At 70.6% G+C, this 18053-nt stretch carries 20 protein-coding genes; 10 read left to right on the plus strand and 10 right to left on the minus strand.

Features of this window, described 5'->3' with window-relative positions:
- Positions 1-10 precede the first annotated feature (10 nt).
- On the minus strand, positions 11-427 hold the full coding sequence (locus OG430_RS32135) for a hypothetical protein (protein ID WP_327356133.1): 417 nt from the start codon (positions 425-427) through the stop codon (positions 11-13).
- 163 nt (positions 428-590) lie between these two features.
- On the opposite strand from OG430_RS32135, the gene recO reads away from it, so the two are divergent.
- From recO to OG430_RS32150, 3 genes are read left to right on the plus strand one after another with little or no spacing between them, the layout of a single operon-like run.
- Positions 591-1340 (plus strand): DNA repair protein RecO, encoded by a 750-nt coding sequence (recO, locus tag OG430_RS32140; protein WP_327356134.1) that lies wholly within the window; start codon positions 591-593, stop codon positions 1338-1340.
- Between the two features lie 50 nt (positions 1341-1390).
- On the plus strand, positions 1391-2227 hold the full coding sequence (locus tag OG430_RS32145) for an isoprenyl transferase (RefSeq protein WP_327356135.1): 837 nt from the start codon (positions 1391-1393) through the stop codon (positions 2225-2227).
- Positions 2228-2261: 34 nt separating this feature from the next.
- Positions 2262-2777 (plus strand): YcxB family protein, encoded by a 516-nt coding sequence (locus OG430_RS32150; RefSeq protein ID WP_327356136.1) that lies wholly within the window; start codon positions 2262-2264, stop codon positions 2775-2777.
- Here OG430_RS32150 and OG430_RS32155 read toward each other — a convergent pair.
- The 4 genes from OG430_RS32155 to OG430_RS32170 all read right to left on the minus strand — a co-directional run bounded on the left by OG430_RS32155 (position 2774) and on the right by OG430_RS32170 (position 6010).
- Positions 2774-3184, minus strand: coding sequence for a Fur family transcriptional regulator (locus tag OG430_RS32155; protein ID WP_327356137.1), 411 nt, complete (start codon positions 3182-3184; stop codon positions 2774-2776). The two genes, OG430_RS32150 and OG430_RS32155, sit on opposite strands and share 4 nt — an antisense overlap.
- A 90-nt stretch (positions 3185-3274) precedes the next feature.
- Positions 3275-4177, minus strand: coding sequence for a metal ABC transporter permease (locus tag OG430_RS32160; RefSeq protein WP_327356138.1), 903 nt, complete (start codon positions 4175-4177; stop codon positions 3275-3277).
- Position 4178: 1 nt separating this feature from the next.
- Positions 4179-4955, minus strand: coding sequence for a metal ABC transporter ATP-binding protein (locus tag OG430_RS32165; protein ID WP_327356139.1), 777 nt, complete (start codon positions 4953-4955; stop codon positions 4179-4181).
- Positions 4956-5032: 77 nt separating this feature from the next.
- A complete protein-coding gene (locus OG430_RS32170) occupies positions 5033-6010 on the minus strand; it encodes a metal ABC transporter substrate-binding protein (protein WP_327356140.1) in 978 nt (325 codons plus the stop codon).
- Positions 6011-6213: 203 nt separating this feature from the next.
- On the opposite strand from OG430_RS32170, the gene OG430_RS32175 reads away from it, so the two are divergent.
- Positions 6214-7596: a glycine--tRNA ligase gene (locus tag OG430_RS32175; protein ID WP_327356141.1), complete on the plus strand. Its 1383-nt coding sequence runs from the start codon at positions 6214-6216 to the stop codon at positions 7594-7596.
- 95 nt (positions 7597-7691) lie between these two features.
- Here OG430_RS32175 and OG430_RS32180 read toward each other — a convergent pair whose 3' ends face one another.
- Positions 7692-8093 carry a hypothetical protein gene (locus OG430_RS32180; RefSeq protein ID WP_327356142.1) on the minus strand — a complete coding sequence of 134 codons (402 nt, stop codon included), beginning with the start codon at positions 8091-8093 and terminating at the stop codon, positions 7692-7694.
- Between the two features lie 177 nt (positions 8094-8270).
- Between OG430_RS32180 and OG430_RS32185 the strand changes: the two genes are divergently transcribed.
- The 3 genes from OG430_RS32185 to OG430_RS32195 all read left to right on the plus strand — a co-directional run bounded on the left by OG430_RS32185 (position 8271) and on the right by OG430_RS32195 (position 10470).
- Positions 8271-9530, plus strand: a complete 1260-nt coding sequence (locus OG430_RS32185) for a sensor histidine kinase (RefSeq protein ID WP_327356143.1) — start codon at positions 8271-8273, stop codon at positions 9528-9530.
- A complete protein-coding gene (locus OG430_RS32190; protein ID WP_327356144.1) occupies positions 9518-10168 on the plus strand; it encodes a response regulator transcription factor in 651 nt (216 codons plus the stop codon). Before OG430_RS32185 ends, OG430_RS32190 begins: the two co-directional genes overlap by 13 nt.
- Before the next feature lie 95 nt (positions 10169-10263).
- Positions 10264-10470 (plus strand): hypothetical protein, encoded by a 207-nt coding sequence (locus OG430_RS32195; protein ID WP_327356145.1) that lies wholly within the window; start codon positions 10264-10266, stop codon positions 10468-10470.
- A gap of 30 nt (positions 10471-10500) precedes the next feature.
- On the opposite strand, the gene OG430_RS32200 is transcribed toward OG430_RS32195, so the two are convergent.
- Both OG430_RS32200 and OG430_RS32205 read right to left on the minus strand, forming a co-directional pair.
- Positions 10501-11097: a TetR/AcrR family transcriptional regulator gene (locus OG430_RS32200; protein ID WP_327356146.1), complete on the minus strand. Its 597-nt coding sequence runs from the start codon at positions 11095-11097 to the stop codon at positions 10501-10503.
- A gap of 26 nt (positions 11098-11123) precedes the next feature.
- Positions 11124-12128, minus strand: coding sequence for an aldo/keto reductase (locus OG430_RS32205; RefSeq protein ID WP_327356147.1), 1005 nt, complete (start codon positions 12126-12128; stop codon positions 11124-11126).
- Between the two features lie 261 nt (positions 12129-12389).
- On the opposite strand from OG430_RS32205, the gene OG430_RS32210 reads away from it, so the two are divergent.
- Positions 12390-12593 carry a DUF6243 family protein gene (locus OG430_RS32210; RefSeq protein ID WP_327356148.1) on the plus strand — a complete coding sequence of 68 codons (204 nt, stop codon included), beginning with the start codon at positions 12390-12392 and terminating at the stop codon, positions 12591-12593.
- Between the two features lie 72 nt (positions 12594-12665).
- On the opposite strand, the gene OG430_RS32215 is transcribed toward OG430_RS32210, so the two are convergent.
- On the minus strand, positions 12666-14039 hold the full coding sequence (locus OG430_RS32215; RefSeq protein ID WP_327359316.1) for an MFS transporter: 1374 nt from the start codon (positions 14037-14039) through the stop codon (positions 12666-12668).
- 197 nt (positions 14040-14236) lie between these two features.
- Between OG430_RS32215 and OG430_RS32220 the strand changes: the two genes are divergently transcribed.
- Complete coding sequence (locus OG430_RS32220; RefSeq protein WP_327356149.1) at positions 14237-15169, plus strand: helix-turn-helix transcriptional regulator; 933 nt, start codon at positions 14237-14239, stop codon at positions 15167-15169.
- A gap of 11 nt (positions 15170-15180) precedes the next feature.
- On the opposite strand, the gene OG430_RS32225 is transcribed toward OG430_RS32220, so the two are convergent.
- Positions 15181-16644, minus strand: a complete 1464-nt coding sequence (locus OG430_RS32225) for an MFS transporter (protein ID WP_327356150.1) — start codon at positions 16642-16644, stop codon at positions 15181-15183.
- 66 nt (positions 16645-16710) lie between these two features.
- Here OG430_RS32225 and dusB point away from each other — a divergent pair, with 66 nt between their 5' ends.
- Complete coding sequence (dusB, locus tag OG430_RS32230; protein ID WP_327356151.1) at positions 16711-17847, plus strand: tRNA dihydrouridine synthase DusB; 1137 nt, start codon at positions 16711-16713, stop codon at positions 17845-17847.
- Positions 17848-18053: the final 206 nt, after the last annotated feature.

Below are 18053 nucleotides of genomic sequence, written 5' to 3' on the forward strand. Positions count from 1 at the left end.
CGGCGGATACTTACGCCACGGTGAAGGCCTTGCCCTCCACCGTGCAGTTCCCGGCCGTGGCCCGGTACAGATACCGCCCCGCGAGCCCGGCCGGCACCTTCCCCGCGAGCGTGAACGTGGCCGTCACCGGCTGCGAGCCCTGCCAGACGGTCGTGACCAGGGTCGGGGTGCCGCCGGGGACGGCCTTGTAGAGGTCGACCTTGGTGAGCGTCTTCTGCGGGGCGGACGCCTGCCGCGCGATGCCGATCCGCAGGGCCGCCCCGACCGCGAAGGTCGCACCGGCCGCCGGGGACGTCATGGTCCAGCCGGTACAGGGTGCGGCGACGGCCCCGGCGGCCGCCCCGGCGGGGGACGCGGCGGTCAGGGCGGCGGCGAGGACGGTGCCGGCCAGGACTGCCGACATGCGGATGCGCGGGCGAACGGGCATGGGTGCCTCCGGAGAAGTGGGGGGCGTTCCATCACAACGCGGGGGCTTGCGGGGCGCATGTCCGGCGGGGCGTTCGGGGGTAGGGGGCAGGCCCAGGTGTCCGCGTCCAGGTCCGTGACCGGAGCGGTCCCCGCAGGGCGATCCCGTACGGGAGAATGGCCCCATGAGCCTGTTCCGTGACGATGGGATCGTCCTGCGCACCCAGAAGCTGGGCGAGGCCGACCGCATCATCACGCTGCTCACGCGGGGGCACGGTCGGGTGCGGGCCGTGGCCCGGGGGGTGCGGCGGACGAAGTCCAAATTCGGCGCCCGCCTGGAGCCCTTCTCGCACGTGGACGTGCAGTTCTTCTCACGCAACAGTGAACTCGTCAGCCGCGGGCTGCCGTTGTGCACACAGAGTGAACTGATCGCTCCGTACGGTGGCGGAATCGTGGCCGACTACGCGCGCTACACCGCCGGCACGGCCATGCTGGAGACCGCCGAGCGGTTCACCGATCACGAGGGTGAGCCCGCGGTCCAGCAGTACCTCCTGCTCGTCGGCGGCCTGCGCACCCTCGCCCGGGGCGAGCACGCGCCGCACCTCATCCTCGACGCCTTCCTGCTCCGCTCCCTCGCCGTCAACGGCTACGCGCCCAGCTTCCAGAGCTGCGCCAAGTGCGGAATGCCCGGGCCCAACCGGTTCTTCTCCGTCGCCGCGGGCGGCGTCATATGTGCCGAGTGCCGCGTTCCGGGAAGCGTCGTACCCTCTGCGGAGGCCATCGCCCTGCTCGGCGCGCTGCTCACGGGGGACTGGGAGACGGCCGACGCGTGCGAGGCACGGCATGTCAGGGAGGGCAGCGGCCTTGTGTCCGCGTATCTGCACTGGCATCTGGAGCGCGGACTGCGCTCGCTGCGTTACGTAGAGAAAAGCTAGTAGGACCAGCAACGCCAGTACGACCAGCAACCAGGGGAGCGAGACACCACATGGCACGACGCGGGATTCTGGGACGGCGCCGCGACGACTACCGCACGCCGGAGCCGCACCCGTCGGGGGCCACCCCGCCCAAGCTCCCCGGCGAGCTCGTCCCGAAGCACGTGGCGATCGTCATGGACGGGAACGGCCGCTGGGCCAAGGAGCGCGGCCTGCCCCGCACCGAGGGGCACAAGGTGGGTGCCGAGCGCGTCCTCGACGTGCTGCAGGGCGGGATCGAGATGGGCGTGGGGGCCATTTCCCTGTACGCCTTCTCCACGGAGAACTGGAAGCGGTCGCCGGACGAGGTCCGCTTCCTGATGAACTTCAACCGCGACTTCATCCGCAAGACCCGCGACCAGCTCGACGAACTCGGCATCCGGGTCCGCTGGGTGGGCCGGATGCCCAAGCTGTGGAAGTCGGTCGCCAGGGAGCTCGAGATCTCCCAGGAGCAGACCAAGGACAACGACAAGCTGACCCTGTACTTCTGCATGAACTACGGCGGCCGCGCCGAGATCGCGGACGCGGCGCTGGCGTTGGCCGAGGATGTGAAGGCCGGGCGGCTCGACCCGTCGAAGGTCAGCGAGAAGACCTTCGCGAAGTACCTCTACTACCCGGACATGCCGGACGTGGACCTGTTCCTGCGCCCGAGCGGCGAGCAGCGCACCTCCAACTACCTTCTCTGGCAGAGCGCTTACGCCGAGATGGTCTTCCAGGACGTGCTCTGGCCCGACTTCGACCGCCGCGACCTGTGGCGGGCGTGCGTCGAATACGCCTCCCGCGACCGGCGGTTCGGCGGCGCGATCCCGAACGAGCAGCAGCTCGCGGCGGGCGACATGAAGGCCCGCTGACCGGCTGTCGGTGATGCACGCTATGGTCCCGCCCATGAGTGATCAGGGGCGGGACACGGCGACCGATGCGGTTGAACTGGTCTACAGACCGAGGCGCAAGGACGTGCTGGCGGGCATCGGGGCGCGTGACCGGCTGCGCAAACTGACCTTCGTGAAATGGGCGTTCGTCGCGGCGTTCGCGTTGCTCGGCCTGCTGGCCGTGCTGGCCGACAAGCCCTCGGCGATATCGATCGGCACGGCGTTCCTCTGCGCGGCCGTCATCTGGTCGATCCCGTATCTGCAGGCGCACCAGGTGATCCGTACCGTGGAATGGCAGGGCGAGTACCGCGCGACGGTGACGGCAGAAGGCATCACCGTCGCCACCGACCACTGCACGCTCACCCAGCGCTGGTCCATGTTCCGCGGCTACCGCGAACTCCGGGACCACTTCGTGCTGTTCAGCCGTGACCGCAGCATCCTGGTCGTCGAGGTACTGCCCAAGCGCGGCCTGCGCACCCCCGAGGACCTGGACCGGCTCCGCGCGCTCCTGGCCAACCCGGACAGGCCCTAGCCCTTCGCCTTCGCGGCACACTCCGCGCACGTACCGAAGATCTCGACCGTGTGCGCCACATTCACATAGCCGTGCTCCGCGGCGATCGCCTCGGCCCACTTCTCCACGGCCGGCCCCTCCACCTCGACGGCCTTGCCGCAGACGCGGCAGACCAGGTGGTGATGGTGGTCACCGGTCGAGCAGCGGCGGTACACCGACTCCCCGTCGTTCGTACGCAGCACATCGACCTCGCCCGCGTCGGCGAGGGACTGCAGCGTGCGGTAGACGGTGGTCAGGCCGACCGAGTCGCCCCGGTGCTTGAGCATGTCGTGCAGGTCCTGGGCGCTGCGGAACTCGTCCACCTCGTCCAGTGCGGCCGCCACTGCGGCGCGCTGCCGGGTCGACCGGCCGCGTACGGGCGCTGTCACCTGGTGCCTCCTTCACGACGCTGCACGACTCCTGCCGGGCCATTGTGCCAGGTTGGCCCGGCACGTAAGGCATGCCTTACGTGGAGTGCGTCATACCTTGACGTCGTCGGCGCTCTCGCGGGCGCCGGGCACCTGCAGCGTGCACACGGCCTCCGCCGCCTCCGCGGCTTCCTGCGCGCGGGCCCGCCGTCGGCCGAGCGGTGCGGCCAGCACGGTCAGGGCGATGAACACCCCGATCGCCATGAGCACGATCGTCGCGCCGGGCGGTACGTCCTGGTAGTACGAGGTCACGGTGCCGGACAGGGTCACCCCGATCCCGATCACCACCGAGAGCACGAACGTCACCTTGAAGGACCGGGTGATCTGCTGGGCGGCCGCGACCGGCACCACCATCAGCGCGCTGACGAGCAGCAGGCCCACGACCCGCATGGCCACCGTCACGGTGATCGCCGCGGTGACGGCGACAAGCAGGTTCACCACCCGGACCGGAAGGCCGGTGACCCGGGCGAACTCCTCGTCCTGGCTGACCGCGAACAGCTGCCGGCGCAGGCCGACCGTCACCAGGACGACGAAGGCCGCGAGGACGCAGATCGCCGTCACGTCCGAGTCGGAGACGGTCGAGAGCGAGCCGAAGAGATACGACATCAGGTTGGCGTTGGAGCCCGCGTCCGAGAGGTTGATGAGCAGCACGCCGCCCGCCATGCCGCCGTAGAAGAGCATGGCGAGGGCGATGTCGCCCCGGGTGTGCCCGTACCAGCGGATCAGCTCCATGACCACGGCGCCCAGGACGGAGACGGCGGTCGCCATCCACACCGGGTTGGCGGACATGAGGAAGCCGAGGCCGACACCGGTCATGGCGACATGGCCGATGCCGTCGCCCATCAGTGCCTGGCGGCGCTGCACGAGGTAGATGCCGATCGCGGGCGCGGTGATGCCGACGAGCACGGCGGCGATCAGGGCCCGCTGCATGAAGGCGCTCTGGAGGATTTCCATGTCAGGTCAGCAGTCCCGTGCGGATCGGCTCGGCGTCCGAGTGCGGATGTACGTGGTCGTGGCCGGGCAGCGCGTGCTGGCCGACGGCCTTCGGCGGCGGCCCGTCATGCGTGCAGCAGCCGTCGCGCAGCACCACGGCGCGGTCGATCAGGGGCTCCAGGGGGCCCAGTTCGTGCAGGACGAGCAGCACGGTCGTGCCGCTCGCCACCTGTGCGTGCAGGGTCGTGGCGAGGATCTCCTGGCTGGCGATGTCGACGCCGGCCATCGGCTCGTCCATGATCAGCAGCTCCGGCTCGGCGGCCAGGGCGCGGGCGATCAGGACCCGCTGGTGCTGGCCGCCGGAGAGCGCGTTCACCGAGTCCTTGGCGCGGTCGGTGAGCCCGACCAGGTCGATGGCCCGGTCGACGGCGGCCCGGTCGGCCTTCGATGGCCAGCGCAGCTTCGTACGCGAAAGACGCCCGGAGGAGACGACCTCGCGGACGGTGGCGGGCACACCGGAGGCGGCGGTCGTGCGCTGCGGTACGTAGCCCACGCGCGCCCAGTCCCGGAAGCGCTTCAGCGGCGTACCGAAAAGCTCCACCGAGCCGCTGGTGAGCGGGACTTGACCGATGACGGACCGCACGGCGGTGGACTTGCCCGAGCCGTTGGCGCCGAGCAGGGCGACGACCTCACCGCGGTGCACGGTGAGGTCGATGCCGCGCAGCACGGGGCGCGAGCCGAGCGTGGCCTGGGCCGCGCGCAGGGCTATGACGGGAGCCGGGGTGACGACGGGATCCATGGCTGCTCGCGCCTCCGATGCTGCGGTGCTGCGGGGTGCACCGGTACGGACGGCCGTCCCGGTGCTGCGGGTGTGGGTCACTTCGCGCCGAGGGCCTTCTGCAGCGCGGCGAGGTTGGACTGCATGACCTCGATGTAGTCAGCGCCCTTGGACTTGTCGGTGATTCCCTCGAGCGGGTCGAGGACGTCGGTCTTGAGGCCGGTGTCCTGGGCGAGGGTCTTCGCGGTCTTGTCGCTGGCGAGGGTCTCGAAGAACACCGTGGAGACGTTGTCCTCCTTGGCGGTCTCCTGGAGCTCCTTGATCCGGGCCGGGCTGGGCTCGGACTCGGGGTCGATCCCGGAGATGCCCTCCTGGTCCAGGCCGTAGCGCTCGGCGAGGTAGCCGAAGGCGGAGTGGGTGGTGATGAAGGTCTTGGAGGTGACGTTCTTCAGGCCGTCCTTGAACTCCGTGTTCAGCCCGTCGAGCTTCTTGACCAGGGCCTCGGTGTTCTTCTTGTAGTCCGCGGAGTGGTCCGGGTCGGCCTTCTCCAGGGCCTTGCCGACGCCCTTGGCGACCTCGGCGTACTTCACCGGGTCCAGCCAGATGTGCGGGTCGGTGCCGGCCTCGGACTCGTGGTCGTGCCCGTCCTCCTCGGCGTGCTCGTCGCCGTGGTCGTGGCTGTGACCGCTGGAGGTGCCGTGCACCTCCATCTTGGTGAGGGTGGCGGCATCGACGACCGTCTTCACGCCGGACTGGTCGATGGCCTTGTCGACGGCGGGCTGGATGCCCTTGAGGTACAGCACGACGTTGTTCTCGCCGAGCTGGGCCGTCTGCTTGGGGCTGAGCTCCAGGTCGTGCGGCTCGACGCCCGGCTTGGTCAGGTTGTCGACGTTGACGTGCTTGCCGCCGATCTGCTCGGCGAGGAACTGCATGGGGTAGAACGACGCCGCCACGTCGAGCTTGCCGTTGTCGGCGGCGCTGGACGTGCCGCAGGCGGAGAGGGTGCCGAGGGCCAGGACGGAGGCTCCGGCGAGGGCGACGGTGGATATGAGGCGGCGGGGGCGTCGTACGTTCATGACACTCATTTTCATCAAAGGTGGAAACGATTGTCAATAAAGGTGTCAGGGGTCACTGGGTTCTCTCCTGGGGGGGGGCCGCACCGTGACGGCTGCCTCCGTCGCGCGAGGTCCCCCCATAACGGAACCGATTTGATCCGGGGGGTAGCCCCGCCGGTAACCTGGAGCATTCGCTGCCCGCCGTCGTAAATGAAGAGAGCATCGTGGCCGCCGACAAGATCGACACCATCGTCAGCCTGAGCAAGCGCCGTGGCTTCGTTTTCCCCTGTAGTGAGATCTACGGCGGTCAGAAGGCTGCCTGGGACTACGGACCGCTGGGCGTCGAGCTCAAGGAGAACCTCAAGCGTCAGTGGTGGCGCTACATGGTCACCTCGCGCGAGGACGTCGTCGGCATCGACTCGTCGGTGATCCTGGCCAGCGAGGTCTGGGAGGCCTCCGGCCACCTCGCCACCTTCTCCGACCCGCTGACCGAGTGCACCGCCTGCCACAAGCGGCACCGCGCGGACCACTTGATCGAGGCGTACGAGGCCAAGCACGGCCGCGAGCCGGCCAACGGCCTCGCGGACGTCAACTGCCCGAACTGCGGCAACAAGGGCCAGTTCACCGAGCCCAAGCAGTTCTCCGGCATGCTCAAGACCCACCTCGGCCCCACCGAGGACACCGGCTCGGCGGCCTACCTGCGCCCCGAGACCGCGCAGGGCATCTTCACCAACTTCGCCCAGGTGCAGACCACTTCGCGCCGCAAGCCGCCGTTCGGCATCGCCCAGATGGGCAAGTCGTTCCGGAACGAGATCACGCCGGGCAACTTCATCTTCCGCACCCGTGAGTTCGAGCAGATGGAGATGGAATTCTTCGTCAAGCCGGGCGAGGACGAGAAGTGGCAGGAGTACTGGATGGAGCAGCGCTGGAACTGGTACACCGGCCTCGGCATGCGCGAGGAGAACATGCGCTGGTTCGAGCACCCGGCGGAGAAGCTCTCGCACTACTCCAAGCGCACCGCTGACATCGAGTACCGCTTCCAGTTCGGCGGCTCGGAGTGGGGCGAGCTCGAAGGCGTCGCCAACCGCACCGACTTCGACCTGAGCGCCCACTCCAAGGCCTCCGGCCAGGACCTCTCGTACTTCGACCAGGAGGCCCAGGAGCGCTGGACTCCGTACGTCATCGAGCCCGCGGCCGGCGTCGGCCGATCGATGCTCGCCTTCATGCTCGACGCGTACAACGAGGACGAGGCGCCCAACGCCAAGGGCAAGATGGAGAAGCGCACGGTCATGCGCTTCGACCACCGCCTGGCCCCGGTCAAGGTCGCGGTCCTGCCGCTGTCCCGCAACCCGGAGCTCTCCCCGAAGGCCAAGGGCCTCGCGACCGCGCTCCGGCAGAACTGGAACATCGACTTCGACGACGCGGGCGCCATCGGCCGCCGCTACCGCCGCCAGGACGAGATCGGCACGCCGTTCTGCGTGACGGTGGACTTCGACACCCTGGACGACAACGCGGTGACGGTGCGCGAGCGCGACACGATGCAGCAGGAGCGCGTCTCGCTGGACCAGATCGAGGGCTACCTCGCGACGCGTCTGGTCGGTTGCTGATTCCCGGTTGATTCCGGTCGTACGTTGCTGAAGGCCCCGGCCCCCTCGATGGGGGGCCGGGGCCTTCGCGTAGGCGCCGGTGGCCGGGGCGGGTGTCACCGGCGGGCCCTGGCGAGCGCCAGGCAGAGCGCCACCAGCGGAAGCTCGGCCGCCACGGCCATCGCCACGGCCGACGCGAACTCCGTACCCGGCGCCGAGGTCAGCAGGTCCACGCAGGCATCCGTGAGCAGGAGCGCCGCGGCCCCCGCCGCCGCCACCCGGTGCCGCCCGTCCCCCCGCACCAGCGACCGTCCCGTGAGCAGCAGACAGGCCGCCTCGGCCGAGTCGAGCGCGATCCACGCGAGCGCCTGCGCCGGCGGCAGCGTGGCGGCGAGGTAGCCCATCCACGGGAGCAGCGCCGCGCCCGCACCGACCAGGAGCCGGCCCTGCCACACCCGCCTCGGCACGCCCCGGAACAGGCCGGTGGGGTACGGGGAGTTGAGGGTGACCAGAGCCATGGGAGTGCCTTTCGCAGGTGCGGTGAACCCGGTGTTCCGGGCCTGCGATCAACACTCCGTTTTCGAGCGGCCGAGGTCAGTAACGCTGCTTTCCGACTTGGGGTGGTCCCAGCACTACCCCCGATGCGGGCCCTGGCGATATTGGCGACGGCTGACCTGGACGTTTACCGTCATTTCATGAACATCCCCAGCTCCGTGCGGCGGCTGACCGGCGCCGTGGCGGCGCCCTTCCGGCCGCAGCGCCTGCGCCCCCAGGCAGGCTTCCTCGCCACGGGCGTGCTGCTGCACGGGGCGGCGCTGCTGCTGTGGGTGTGGTTCCTGCTCGCGCTGTTCTCCGTGCCCGCGGCCGCCCTCGTCCCGCTGGTGCTCGCCCTCGGCTCGGTGGTGCCCCGGACCTGGCTGCAGCGCCACCGCTTCAGGGCGTACGCGCGCGCGGACATCCCGCCGGTCACGGCGGTGGCCGGGCGGTACGACCTGGTGCGGGCCTGGCGCCGGATGCGCTCGGGCGCGTACTGGCGGCAGTTCGCGTACCACCAGCTGGCCGGGCTGCTGCTCGGCGTCGCCGAGGCGGTCGCGCTGCTGCTGTGGGTGGGGGGTGCGGCGGCGCTGCTCAATTACGTGTGGAGCTGGCCGCTGCCCCTGCACTGGTCGGTCACCTGGTGGCTGTGGGAGTGGGGCTGGCTCCTCATGTTCGGCGGCCTCGGCCTGCTGTTCGCCGCACCCCGGCTTGCCGACTCCCTGATCCGGGCCGAAGTGCCGGTCGCCCTGCGCCTGTTGGGGCCCAGCCGTGCCGAAGAGCTCGAACAGCGCGTGGACGACCTCACCGAGCGCCGGGCCGAGACCCTGGCGGCGGCCGACGCCGAGCGCCGCCGCATCGAGCGCGACCTGCACGACGGGGCCCAGCAGCGGCTGGTCTCGCTCGCCGTGAACCTCGGCCTGGCCCGCGCCACGCTCACCGATCTGCCGCCCGACGCCCGCCGGGTCATCGACGAGGCCCACAGCGAGGCGAAGGCCGCCATCGAAGAGCTCAACCAACTGGTGCGGGGCCTGCACCCGGCCGTCCTGGAGGACCGCGGCCTCGACGCCGCCCTGTCCGGGATCGCGGCCCGCGCGCCCTTCCCTGTCCAACTCCGGGTCGACCTGGCCGAACGGCCCGCGCCCGCCGTCGAGGCGGTGGCGTACTTCGTGGTCTCCGAGGCCCTGGCCAATGTCACCAAGCACGCGCACGCGGAGCGGGCCGAGGTGAGTGTGGTGCGGCGGGGCGGGATACTTCGGGTGACCGTCACGGACGACGGCGTGGGCGGGGCCGACCCCCATGCGGGCAGCGGCCTGCGGGGACTGCGCCGCCGGGTCGCCTCCGTCGACGGCACCTTCGGCATCGACAGCCCGGCCGGGGGCCCGACCGTCATCACCGTGGAGCTGCCGTGCGTGCTGTGATCGCCGAGGATTCCGTCCTGCTCAGGATCGGCGTGGTCAAGGTCCTGCAGACCGCGGGCTTCGACGTCGTGGCCGAAGTGGACGACGGCGAGAGCTTGTTGAAGGCGGTCGAGGAGCATCGGCCGGACCTCGCGGTCGTCGACGTCCGCATGCCGCCCGGCTTCACCGACGAGGGCGTCCGGGCGGCGCTGACGATCAGCCGGCAGTGGCCCGACACCTCGGTCCTGCTGCTTTCCCAGTACGTCGAGGAGCGGTACGCCGCCGATCTCCTGGCCACCCGCACCGGAGGCGTCGGCTACCTCCTGAAGCAGCGGGTCGCCGACGTCGAGGAGTTCATCGAGGCCCTGCACCGGGTGGCGGCCGGCGGCACGGCCCTCGACCCCCAGGTCGTCGCTCAACTCCTGGTCCGCGGCGGCCCCGACCCGCTGCACCGGCTCACCCCGCGCGAGCGGGACGTCCTCGCGCTGATGGCCGAGGGGCGGTCCAATGCCGGGATCGCCGCCGAACTCGTCGTCAGCGAGAGCGCGGTGGCCAAGCACATCAACAACCTCTTCGCCAAGCTCGACCTGCCGCAGGCGGACGCGGATCACCGGCGGGTCCTCGCGGTGCTGCGCTATCTGGAGCAGGGCCAGAGCTGAACAACCCGGCGGGATCGCCCTGTTGATGTTGGACTTGCTGCACACTGGTCGGCGCACACAGACCACAGGAGTGCCGGGAGTGCCAGGAGGCACGGATGCCGTCCATGACCACCAGCAAGGTCAGCCGCTGGGACCAGCACGGGCGCGAACACACCGTCCAGGTCAGCAAGAAGGGCGTCCAGCGAGCCCTGGTCTGCGGCACCTGCGGCTGGCGCCGCACTGCCCAGTTCCTGCCGTGGCTCAAGGCGGAGGAGCACCTCGCGGAGGAACACCAGGCGACGGTGGACCCTTCGGAGGCGTAGGCCGGGCGCAGGCCAGGCGTGGACCCGGAGTCAGTTCGGGGAGGCCAGGCCCCGCAGGGTCAGTTCGAGGACGGCCGTCAGTTCGTCCTCGATGCCGGGCTGTGTCCACTGCGCGGCGTACACCGGGTCGTGGAAGCGGAGGGTCGCGTCGAAGGCGGCGCGTGCCGTGCCGGCCGCATCGGCCGTCAAGAGCCTGAACTCGCCCGCCCGGACGCCCTCTTCCACGATCGTCGTGAGCTGGGCGACCAGATCGCCGATGTGCTCGTCGACCGTCCCGCTGTTCTCCCGCAGGAGTACCTCGTACGTCGCGAAGAGCTGGGGGTCCGCTCCGGCCTTGGCGCGCTTCGCGTCGAACAGCGCGACGTTCCACCGCCGCATCCGGTCCGCCGCCGAGGCCGACGCGTCCTCGGCGATGCGCCGCAGCTCGTCGGTGGTGCGGTCCAGCCAGCGCTTGGTCACCGCTTCGCGCAGCGCCGCCTTCGTACGGAAGTGGCGGTACACACTGCCATGGCTGACCCCGAGCGCCCGCGCCACGTCCACGACGGTGGCTTTCGCGGGGCCGAAGGTGCGCAGGACGTCCTCGGTCGCGGCGAGGATGCGCTCGGCGGTCAGTGCTTCGGTGGCCATGGTGGAGACCGTACCCGGCGGGTCGGTCAGTGCTCGCTGTCGAGGTGTGCCATCTGCGCCGCCGGGTAGCGCTCACCGGCGGCCGAGCCCACCGGCACCGCCTGCTCGATCGCCGTGAGGTCGGCCTCGTCGAGCGTCACGTCGAGCGCACCGAGCGCCTCGCTCAGCCGCTCGCGGGAGCGGGCTCCGATCAACGGCACGATGTCCTCGCCGCGGGACAGGACCCAGGCGATCGCGGTCTGCGCGACCGAGACGCCCTTCTGCTCGGCGATCTTGCGCAGCGCGTCCACGAGATCGAGGTTGCGCTGCAGGTTCTCGCCCTGGAAGCGCGGGCTCATGCCCCGGAAGTCATTGGCCGCGAGCTGCCGGTCCCGGGTGAAGTGCCCGCTGATCAGGCCACGGGACAGGACCCCGTACGCCGTCACGCCGATGCCGAGCTCACGGGCGGTCGGCAGGATCTCGTCCTCGATGCCGCGTGAGATCAGCGAGTACTCGATCTGGAGGTCCGAGATCGGCGCGACGGCGGCGGCCCGGCGCAGCGTCTGCGCCCCGACCTCGGAGAGCCCGATGTGCCGGACATGGCCCGCCTCGACGAGCTCGGCGATCGCGCCGACGGTCTCCTCGATCGGTACGTCGGGGTCGACCCGGGCGATCCGGTAGATGTCGATGTGGTCGGTGCCGAGCCGCTGCAGCGAGTACGCCGCGAAGTTCTTCACCGCGTTCGGCCGGCCGTCGTACCCGGTGAAGCCGCCCTCGACGGTGCGCAGGGCGCCGAACTTCACGCTCGTCAGGGCCTGTTCGCGGGCGGTGGGGGGTGCGGTGCGCAGCGCCTCGTTGATGAGCAGTTCGTTGTGGCCCATGCCGTAGAAGTCGCCGGTGTCGAGGAGGGTGATGCCCGCTTCGAGCGCGGCATGGATGGTGGCGACGGACTCGGCCCGGTCGGCGTCGCCGTACAGGGCGGACATGCCCATGCAGCCGAGGCCGAGGGCGGAGACCTGCGGGCCGTGCGGGCTGAGGGTGCGGGTGCGCATGAGGACTCCTCGGTGGTCAGAGGTGGTGTGAGGGGTGGTGCTCATCAACCATCGCATGACAGATGACAGATTTCAATATCTGTCATCTGTCAGTCCCCGGTCGTCGGCAGATGCCCGGAAAAACTGGCTGAGCCGCCCCGGTGCACGCGATATCGTCCGTCCATGACCCTCTTCCAGATCTACGAGTGAGAGTGCGGCGGACACACCGCCCCGACCCCGCCTGATGAACACCGGACCACTTCTCACCAATGGGAGAACCCCATGGCCAAGAGCCGCAACAACCTCCTCGGCGTAGGCGGGCAGCGCAAGAAGCTGTCCCGCGCCGACCAGCAGGGCGTCACCCAGGAGCGCGACGCCGACCGCAAGGTCGCCGCGGACCGCAAGCAGGACCTGGTGGCCAAGATGCGCGAGCGCGCACTGAGCAAGCCGGACGAGGCTCCCGCGCAGGACGACGCGCAGGCCTGACCTGACGCGACGAAGGCCCGCAACTCCCCGGGGAGTTGCGGGCCTTCGTGCTGTGCGCCGGGCGACCGCCGCTCAGGCCACGGCCTTGGGCAGCCGCAGGCTCAGCCCCACCGTCAGCGCGATCAGGCCCAGCTGTACGAGCAGCGTGATCAGCAGCGCGTCCCGCATCCCGCGCCCGTCCGCCAGGGTCAGGAACAGCGAGCCCAGCGTGGCCACGCCCAGGGCCAGCGCCGACTGCTGCGTCGTGACCATGACGCCGCCGCCCACTCCGGCCCGGTGCGCCGGTACGTCGGCGAGCACGATCCGGAACAGCACCGGAAGCTGCAGCGACTGCCCGAGCCCCGCGAGCGCGACGCCGGGCGCCAGCTCCCAGATGCCCAGCTGCGGCCAGCCCCGCCACACCGTCACCGCGACGAGCGCGATGCCCACCGCCTGGACGAGCCCGCCCGCCGTGACGACCCGGCTGCCGTACCGGGCGGTCAGCCGCGGCCCGCAGAGGGAACCGGCGAAGAACACGACCGCCATCGGCACCAGCGCGAGCCCCGCCTCGACGGGCCCCATCCGCAGCCCCTGCTGCAGCGCCACCGCGAACACGAACATGAAGCCGGAGAACCCGATGGAGAAGGGCAGCACCAGCGCCAACCCCCGCCGCAGCGAGACCAGTCGGAGCAGGCTCGGCGGCACCAGCGGGGTGCGCCCAGCCCGGTCCGCGCGCTGCTCGACCACGCAGAACGCGGCCACGGCGAGCGGGAACACGGCCAGCGACACCCACGTCCACACCGGCCACCCCGCGGCCCGCCCCTCCGTGAGCGGTACGAGCAGCGTGATCAGCGAGACCGCGAGCAGCACCGTGCCCGGTACGTCGACCGAGGCGGGCTGCGGGCTGCGCGTCTCCGGGACGCTGCGCACGGCGAGCAGCACGCCGAGCAGGGCGACCGGCACGTTCACCAGGAACACCGCACGCCAGCCGAGCCCCGCCACGTCCGCCGCGACCAGGACCCCGCCGAGGATCTGCCCGGCCACCATGGAAAGGCCCGCGGTCGCCCCGTACAGGCCCATCGCCCGTGCTCGACGCGGACCTTGGGTCGCCGCCTGGATGGTGGCGAGCACCTGCGGCAGCATCAGCGCGGCCGCGGCGCCCTGGGCCACCCGGGCCCCGACCAGCGTCCAGGCGTCCGGGGCGAGGCCGCAGGCGAGCGAGGTCAGGGCGAAGGCCGCCATGCCGATGAGGAAGAGCCGGCGCCGGCCCGCCATGTCGCCGAGCCGGCCGCCGAGCACGAGGAGCACGGCGTACGCGACGCCGTAGCCCGCGACGACCAACTCCAGGAGGGCGGGGCCCGCTTGGAGGTCGTGGCCGATGGCGGGCAGGGCGACATTGACGATGAAGAAGTCGATCAGGGGGAGGGCGGCGCCCAGCAGAACGGTGAACAGACCGAGCGGGCCCAGGGTCGGCGTCGGTGCGGCGGCCTGGGCGGGGGAGGAGTCGGGGTGGGGTGCGGACCCGTTTCCGGTGGACGCGTTTCGTATCGTCGTTTGGCTCACGACAACCAGCTTCGGCCTCCGCTCAGCCTGGTACCAGAGTTTCTTTATCCTGGTACAAGCAGTACCTGGCAACGGGATGAGTGAGTCGGCAGGCTGGGAGTATGACCACGATGGTGCAGGACGGCCGGGCAGCGACGGAAGACCGGGCAGTCACACGCGACCGGCCGGCCACGGACGGCCGGGACGGCGCGGACCTGCGGGAACCCGCCGTACGCAGGCGGGAGCTGGCCGCCTTCCTGCGCAGCCGCCGCGAGCGCATCACCCCCGAGCAGGTGGGCCTGCCGCACGGCCGCAGGCGCCGGACGCCGGGGCTGCGCCGCGAGGAGGTCGCGCAGTTCGCCGCCGTGGGGGTCACCTGGTACACGTGGCTGGAGCAGGCCCGGGACATCCAGGTCTCCGCGCAGGTCGCCGACTCGATCGCGCGGGCGCTGCTGCTCGACGCGGCCGAGCGCACCCATCTCTTCTCCCTCGCCGGAGTCAGCGATCCGCACGCCGAGCCGCAGTGTCCGGCGCTTTCGCCCTCCATGGTGACGATGCTGACGCAGCTCGAGCCGCTCCCGGCCGCCGTGATCAACAGCCGCTTCGACCTCCTCGCGTACAACCGCACCTACGGCCGCCTGGTCATCGACCTCGACCAAGTGCCGCAGGAGGACCGGAACTTCCTGGTCCTGAGCTTCCTCTATCCCGCCTGGCGCAAGGGCTTCGTCAACCCGGAGGCGATCCCGAAGATGGTCGCCAAGTACCGTGCGGCGATGGCCGAGCACGTCGCGGACCCGCTGTGGAAGAACCTGGTGCGACGGCTGCAGGACGCGTCGCCGGAGTTCTGCGAGGTGTGGGAGCGGCACGAGGTCCTGCAGCCGGACGAGCCCGCCACGAAGTTCCTCTCCACCGATCTGGGCCTGATGACGTTCGACTTCACGCGGCTGTGGCTCGGGCCGCGCATCGGGCCGCAGCTGGTGACGTACACCCCGAAGGACGAGGGGACGAGCGAGCGGCTCGACGAGCTCTACGCGCGCGTGCTCGCCGAAGCCTGACCCTTCGGGCGCTACGCGCGCGTGCTCGCCGACACTTGACCGACGGCGGGCTCTTCCAATCGCTCTGCCGTACGCACCGCCGTACCCCGCGCCCAGGCACCGCTGCTCAGCGCGCCCACGAGCAGGACGGCGAGACCGCACCCGGTGATGATCCACCAGGCGGGCCCGCTGGCCGCCACGAAGTCACCGCCGCCGGTACCGGACTTGGACGCCGTGACGCCCGCCGCGAGCACGGCCCCGATCACCGCGACCCCGAGGGTCTGCCCGATCTGCCGGCTGGTCGAGGCGACCGCGGCCGCGACCCCGGCCTGGGCGCGGGGCATGCCGGCGACCGCGGTGTTGGTGATGGGGGCGTTGACGAAGCCGAAGCCGAGGCCGAACAGGACGTAGCCGAGCAGCCGGGTGCCGTTCGAAGTCTCCGCCTGGAACGCCGCGAACAGCACCCCGCTCGCCGTGATCGTGACCCCGGCGACAAGGAGCGAGAGGCGGGGCCCGCGACTGCCGACGAGCCGGCCCGACAGCGGCGCGCAGAGGAAGGTCATCGCCGCCATGGGCAGCATCCACAGCCCGGCGTGCAGCGCGTCGAGCCCCTGCTCGTCCTGCAGATAGAGCGTCGACAGGAAGAGGAAGCCACCGAGCGCGGCGAAGGCGCTGACCGCGATGACCGTCGCCCCGCTGAACGGGGCGCTGCGGAAGAAGCGCAGGTCGATGAGGGGTTCGGCCCGCCTGGGCTCGTACAGCAGGAGCCCGGTGAGCGCGGCCGCGGCGAGCGCGGCGAAGGCCAGGATCTCCGGCGAGGTCCAGCCCGCCTCGGGGGCCTCGATGATCGCGTACGTCAGTGCACCGAGCAGCGCCATGACGAGGACCTGCCCGACCGGGTCCGGGCGGCGCGGCTTGGGCGCGCGCGACTCGGGGACGTACCGGATGGTGAGCAGCAGGGCGGCGAGGCCGACGGGGAGGTTGACCCAGAAGATCGAGCGCCAGCCGACGGAGTCGACGAGCAGGCCGCCGATCAGCGGGCCGGCGGCCATGGAGATGCCGACGACGGCGCCCCAGACGCCGATGGCGCGGGCGCGTTCGCGGGGTTCGGTGAAGGTGTTGGTGATGATCGACATCGCGACCGGGTTGAGCATCGAGCCGCCGACGGCCTGGAGCATGCGGAAGGCGACAAGCGATTCGAGGTTCGGGGCGAGGGAGCAGAGCACCGAGCCGAGGGTGAAGACGACCAGGCCCGCCTTGAAGACCTTGCGGCGGCCGATGCGGTCGGCGGTGGAGCCCGCGAGCATCAGGAGCGAGGCCAGGACCAGGGTGTAGGCGTCGATGGTCCACTGCATGCCCGCGACATCGGTGTGCAGGTCCTCGCGCATGACGGGGAGCGCGACGTTCAGGACGGTGTTGTCCAGGCTGACGATCAGCAGGCTCATGCAGCAGATCGCGAGGACGAGCATCCGTCGCCGTGGGGAGAGCTCGGGCATGCCGACGATAGTACGCCTAACTAACGACCTCCGCGTGGAGGGCGGGCCGTGCGGGACAATGGGGCAATGACCGCGTTCTCTCCGCTCACCATCGGCCCGCATGTCGTGGAGCCTCCCGTCGTGCTGGCCCCCATGGCGGGCATCACCAATGCCCCCTTCCGCACCCTCTGCCGCGAGTTCAGCGGCGGCAAGGGCCTCTTCGTGAGCGAGATGATCACGACGCGGGCGCTGGTCGAGCGCAACGAGAAGACCATGCAGCTGATCCACTTCGACGAGACCGAGAAGCCTCGCTCGATCCAGCTGTACGGAGTCGACCCGGCCACCGTCGGCAAGGCCGTCCGCATGATCGCGGAGGAGGACCTGGCCGACCACATCGACCTCAACTTCGGCTGCCCGGTGCCCAAGGTGACCCGCAAGGGCGGTGGCTCCGCGCTGCCGTTCAAGCGGAACCTGCTGCGGGCGATCCTGCGCGAGGCGGTCGCCGGGGCCGGCGATCTGCCGGTCACCATGAAGATGCGCAAGGGCATCAACGACGAGCACATCACCTACCTCGACGCGGGCCGGATCGCGGTCGAGGAGGGCGTCACCGCGATCGCCCTGCACGGCCGCACCGCCGCCCAGCACTACGGCGGCACGGCCGACTGGGACGCGATCGCCCGCCTCAAGGAGCACGTCCCGGAGATCCCGGTCCTCGGCAACGGCGACATCTGGTCGGCCGAGGACGCGCTGCGGATGGTGCGCGAGACCGGGTGCGACGGGGTGGTCGTGGGGCGCGGCTGTCTGGGGCGGCCGTGGCTGTTCGCGGACCTGGTTGCCGGGTTCGAGGGGCGTACGGATTTCCAGCGGCCTCAGTTGAGCACCGTCGCCGACGCGATGGTCCGGCACGCGACACTCCTTGGCGAGTGGATCGGCGACGAGACCCGTGGCGTGATCGACTTCCGAAAGCACGTGGCCTGGTACCTGAAGGGCTTCGCGGTCGGCTCCGAGATGCGCAAGCGGCTCGCCATCACGTCTTCGCTGGCTGAACTCCGCGCCGGTCTGGACGAGCTGGACCTGGACCAGGAGTGGCCGCTCGGAGCGGACGGGCCGCGTGGGCGCACGTCGGGGAACAACCGGGTCGTGCTGCCGGACGGCTGGCTGAAGGACCCCTACGACTGCGCGGGCATCAGCGAAGACGCGGAACTGGACACCTCTGGTGGCTGAGCGGCGCGCGGGCCGGCGGGGCGCCTCCGGCGGGTAAGCATCGCACCGCGATTTCGGTCATGAATGATGATCGATCAACGCGTGATTCTCGCCACCTTGAGGAGGGTCCTGCTCACATGAGCGGATCTTGAGAGTGTGTGCGCGATGAAGGGTGGCACTCCGTGCCACCCTTTTTGCGTTCAAGTCTTGAACTCAACTCGGCCTCA

This window comes from Streptomyces sp. NBC_01304 (genome assembly GCF_035975855.1).
Taxonomy (GTDB): Bacteria; Actinomycetota; Actinomycetes; order Streptomycetales; family Streptomycetaceae; genus Streptomyces.

Coding starts and splice junctions, on each gene's coding strand:
- OG430_RS32135 (WP_327356133.1), bottom strand. CDS start 427: ATGCCCGTTCGCCCGCGCATCCGCATGTCGGCAGTCCTGGCCGGCACC.
- recO (WP_327356134.1), top strand. CDS start 591: ATGAGCCTGTTCCGTGACGATGGGATCGTCCTGCGCACCCAGAAGCTG.
- OG430_RS32145 (WP_327356135.1), top strand. CDS start 1,391: ATGGCACGACGCGGGATTCTGGGACGGCGCCGCGACGACTACCGCACG.
- OG430_RS32150 (WP_327356136.1), top strand. CDS start 2,262: ATGAGTGATCAGGGGCGGGACACGGCGACCGATGCGGTTGAACTGGTC.
- OG430_RS32160 (WP_327356138.1), bottom strand. CDS start 4,177: ATGGAAATCCTCCAGAGCGCCTTCATGCAGCGGGCCCTGATCGCCGCC.
- OG430_RS32165 (WP_327356139.1), bottom strand. CDS start 4,955: ATGGATCCCGTCGTCACCCCGGCTCCCGTCATAGCCCTGCGCGCGGCC.
- OG430_RS32170 (WP_327356140.1), bottom strand. CDS start 6,010: ATGAACGTACGACGCCCCCGCCGCCTCATATCCACCGTCGCCCTCGCC.
- OG430_RS32180 (WP_327356142.1), bottom strand. CDS start 8,093: ATGGCTCTGGTCACCCTCAACTCCCCGTACCCCACCGGCCTGTTCCGG.
- OG430_RS32185 (WP_327356143.1), top strand. CDS start 8,271: ATGAACATCCCCAGCTCCGTGCGGCGGCTGACCGGCGCCGTGGCGGCG.
- OG430_RS32195 (WP_327356145.1), top strand. CDS start 10,264: ATGCCGTCCATGACCACCAGCAAGGTCAGCCGCTGGGACCAGCACGGG.
- OG430_RS32200 (WP_327356146.1), bottom strand. CDS start 11,097: ATGGCCACCGAAGCACTGACCGCCGAGCGCATCCTCGCCGCGACCGAG.
- OG430_RS32205 (WP_327356147.1), bottom strand. CDS start 12,128: ATGCGCACCCGCACCCTCAGCCCGCACGGCCCGCAGGTCTCCGCCCTC.
- OG430_RS32210 (WP_327356148.1), top strand. CDS start 12,390: ATGGCCAAGAGCCGCAACAACCTCCTCGGCGTAGGCGGGCAGCGCAAG.
- OG430_RS32220 (WP_327356149.1), top strand. CDS start 14,237: ATGACCACGATGGTGCAGGACGGCCGGGCAGCGACGGAAGACCGGGCA.
- OG430_RS32225 (WP_327356150.1), bottom strand. CDS start 16,644: ATGCCCGAGCTCTCCCCACGGCGACGGATGCTCGTCCTCGCGATCTGC.
- dusB (WP_327356151.1), top strand. CDS start 16,711: ATGACCGCGTTCTCTCCGCTCACCATCGGCCCGCATGTCGTGGAGCCT.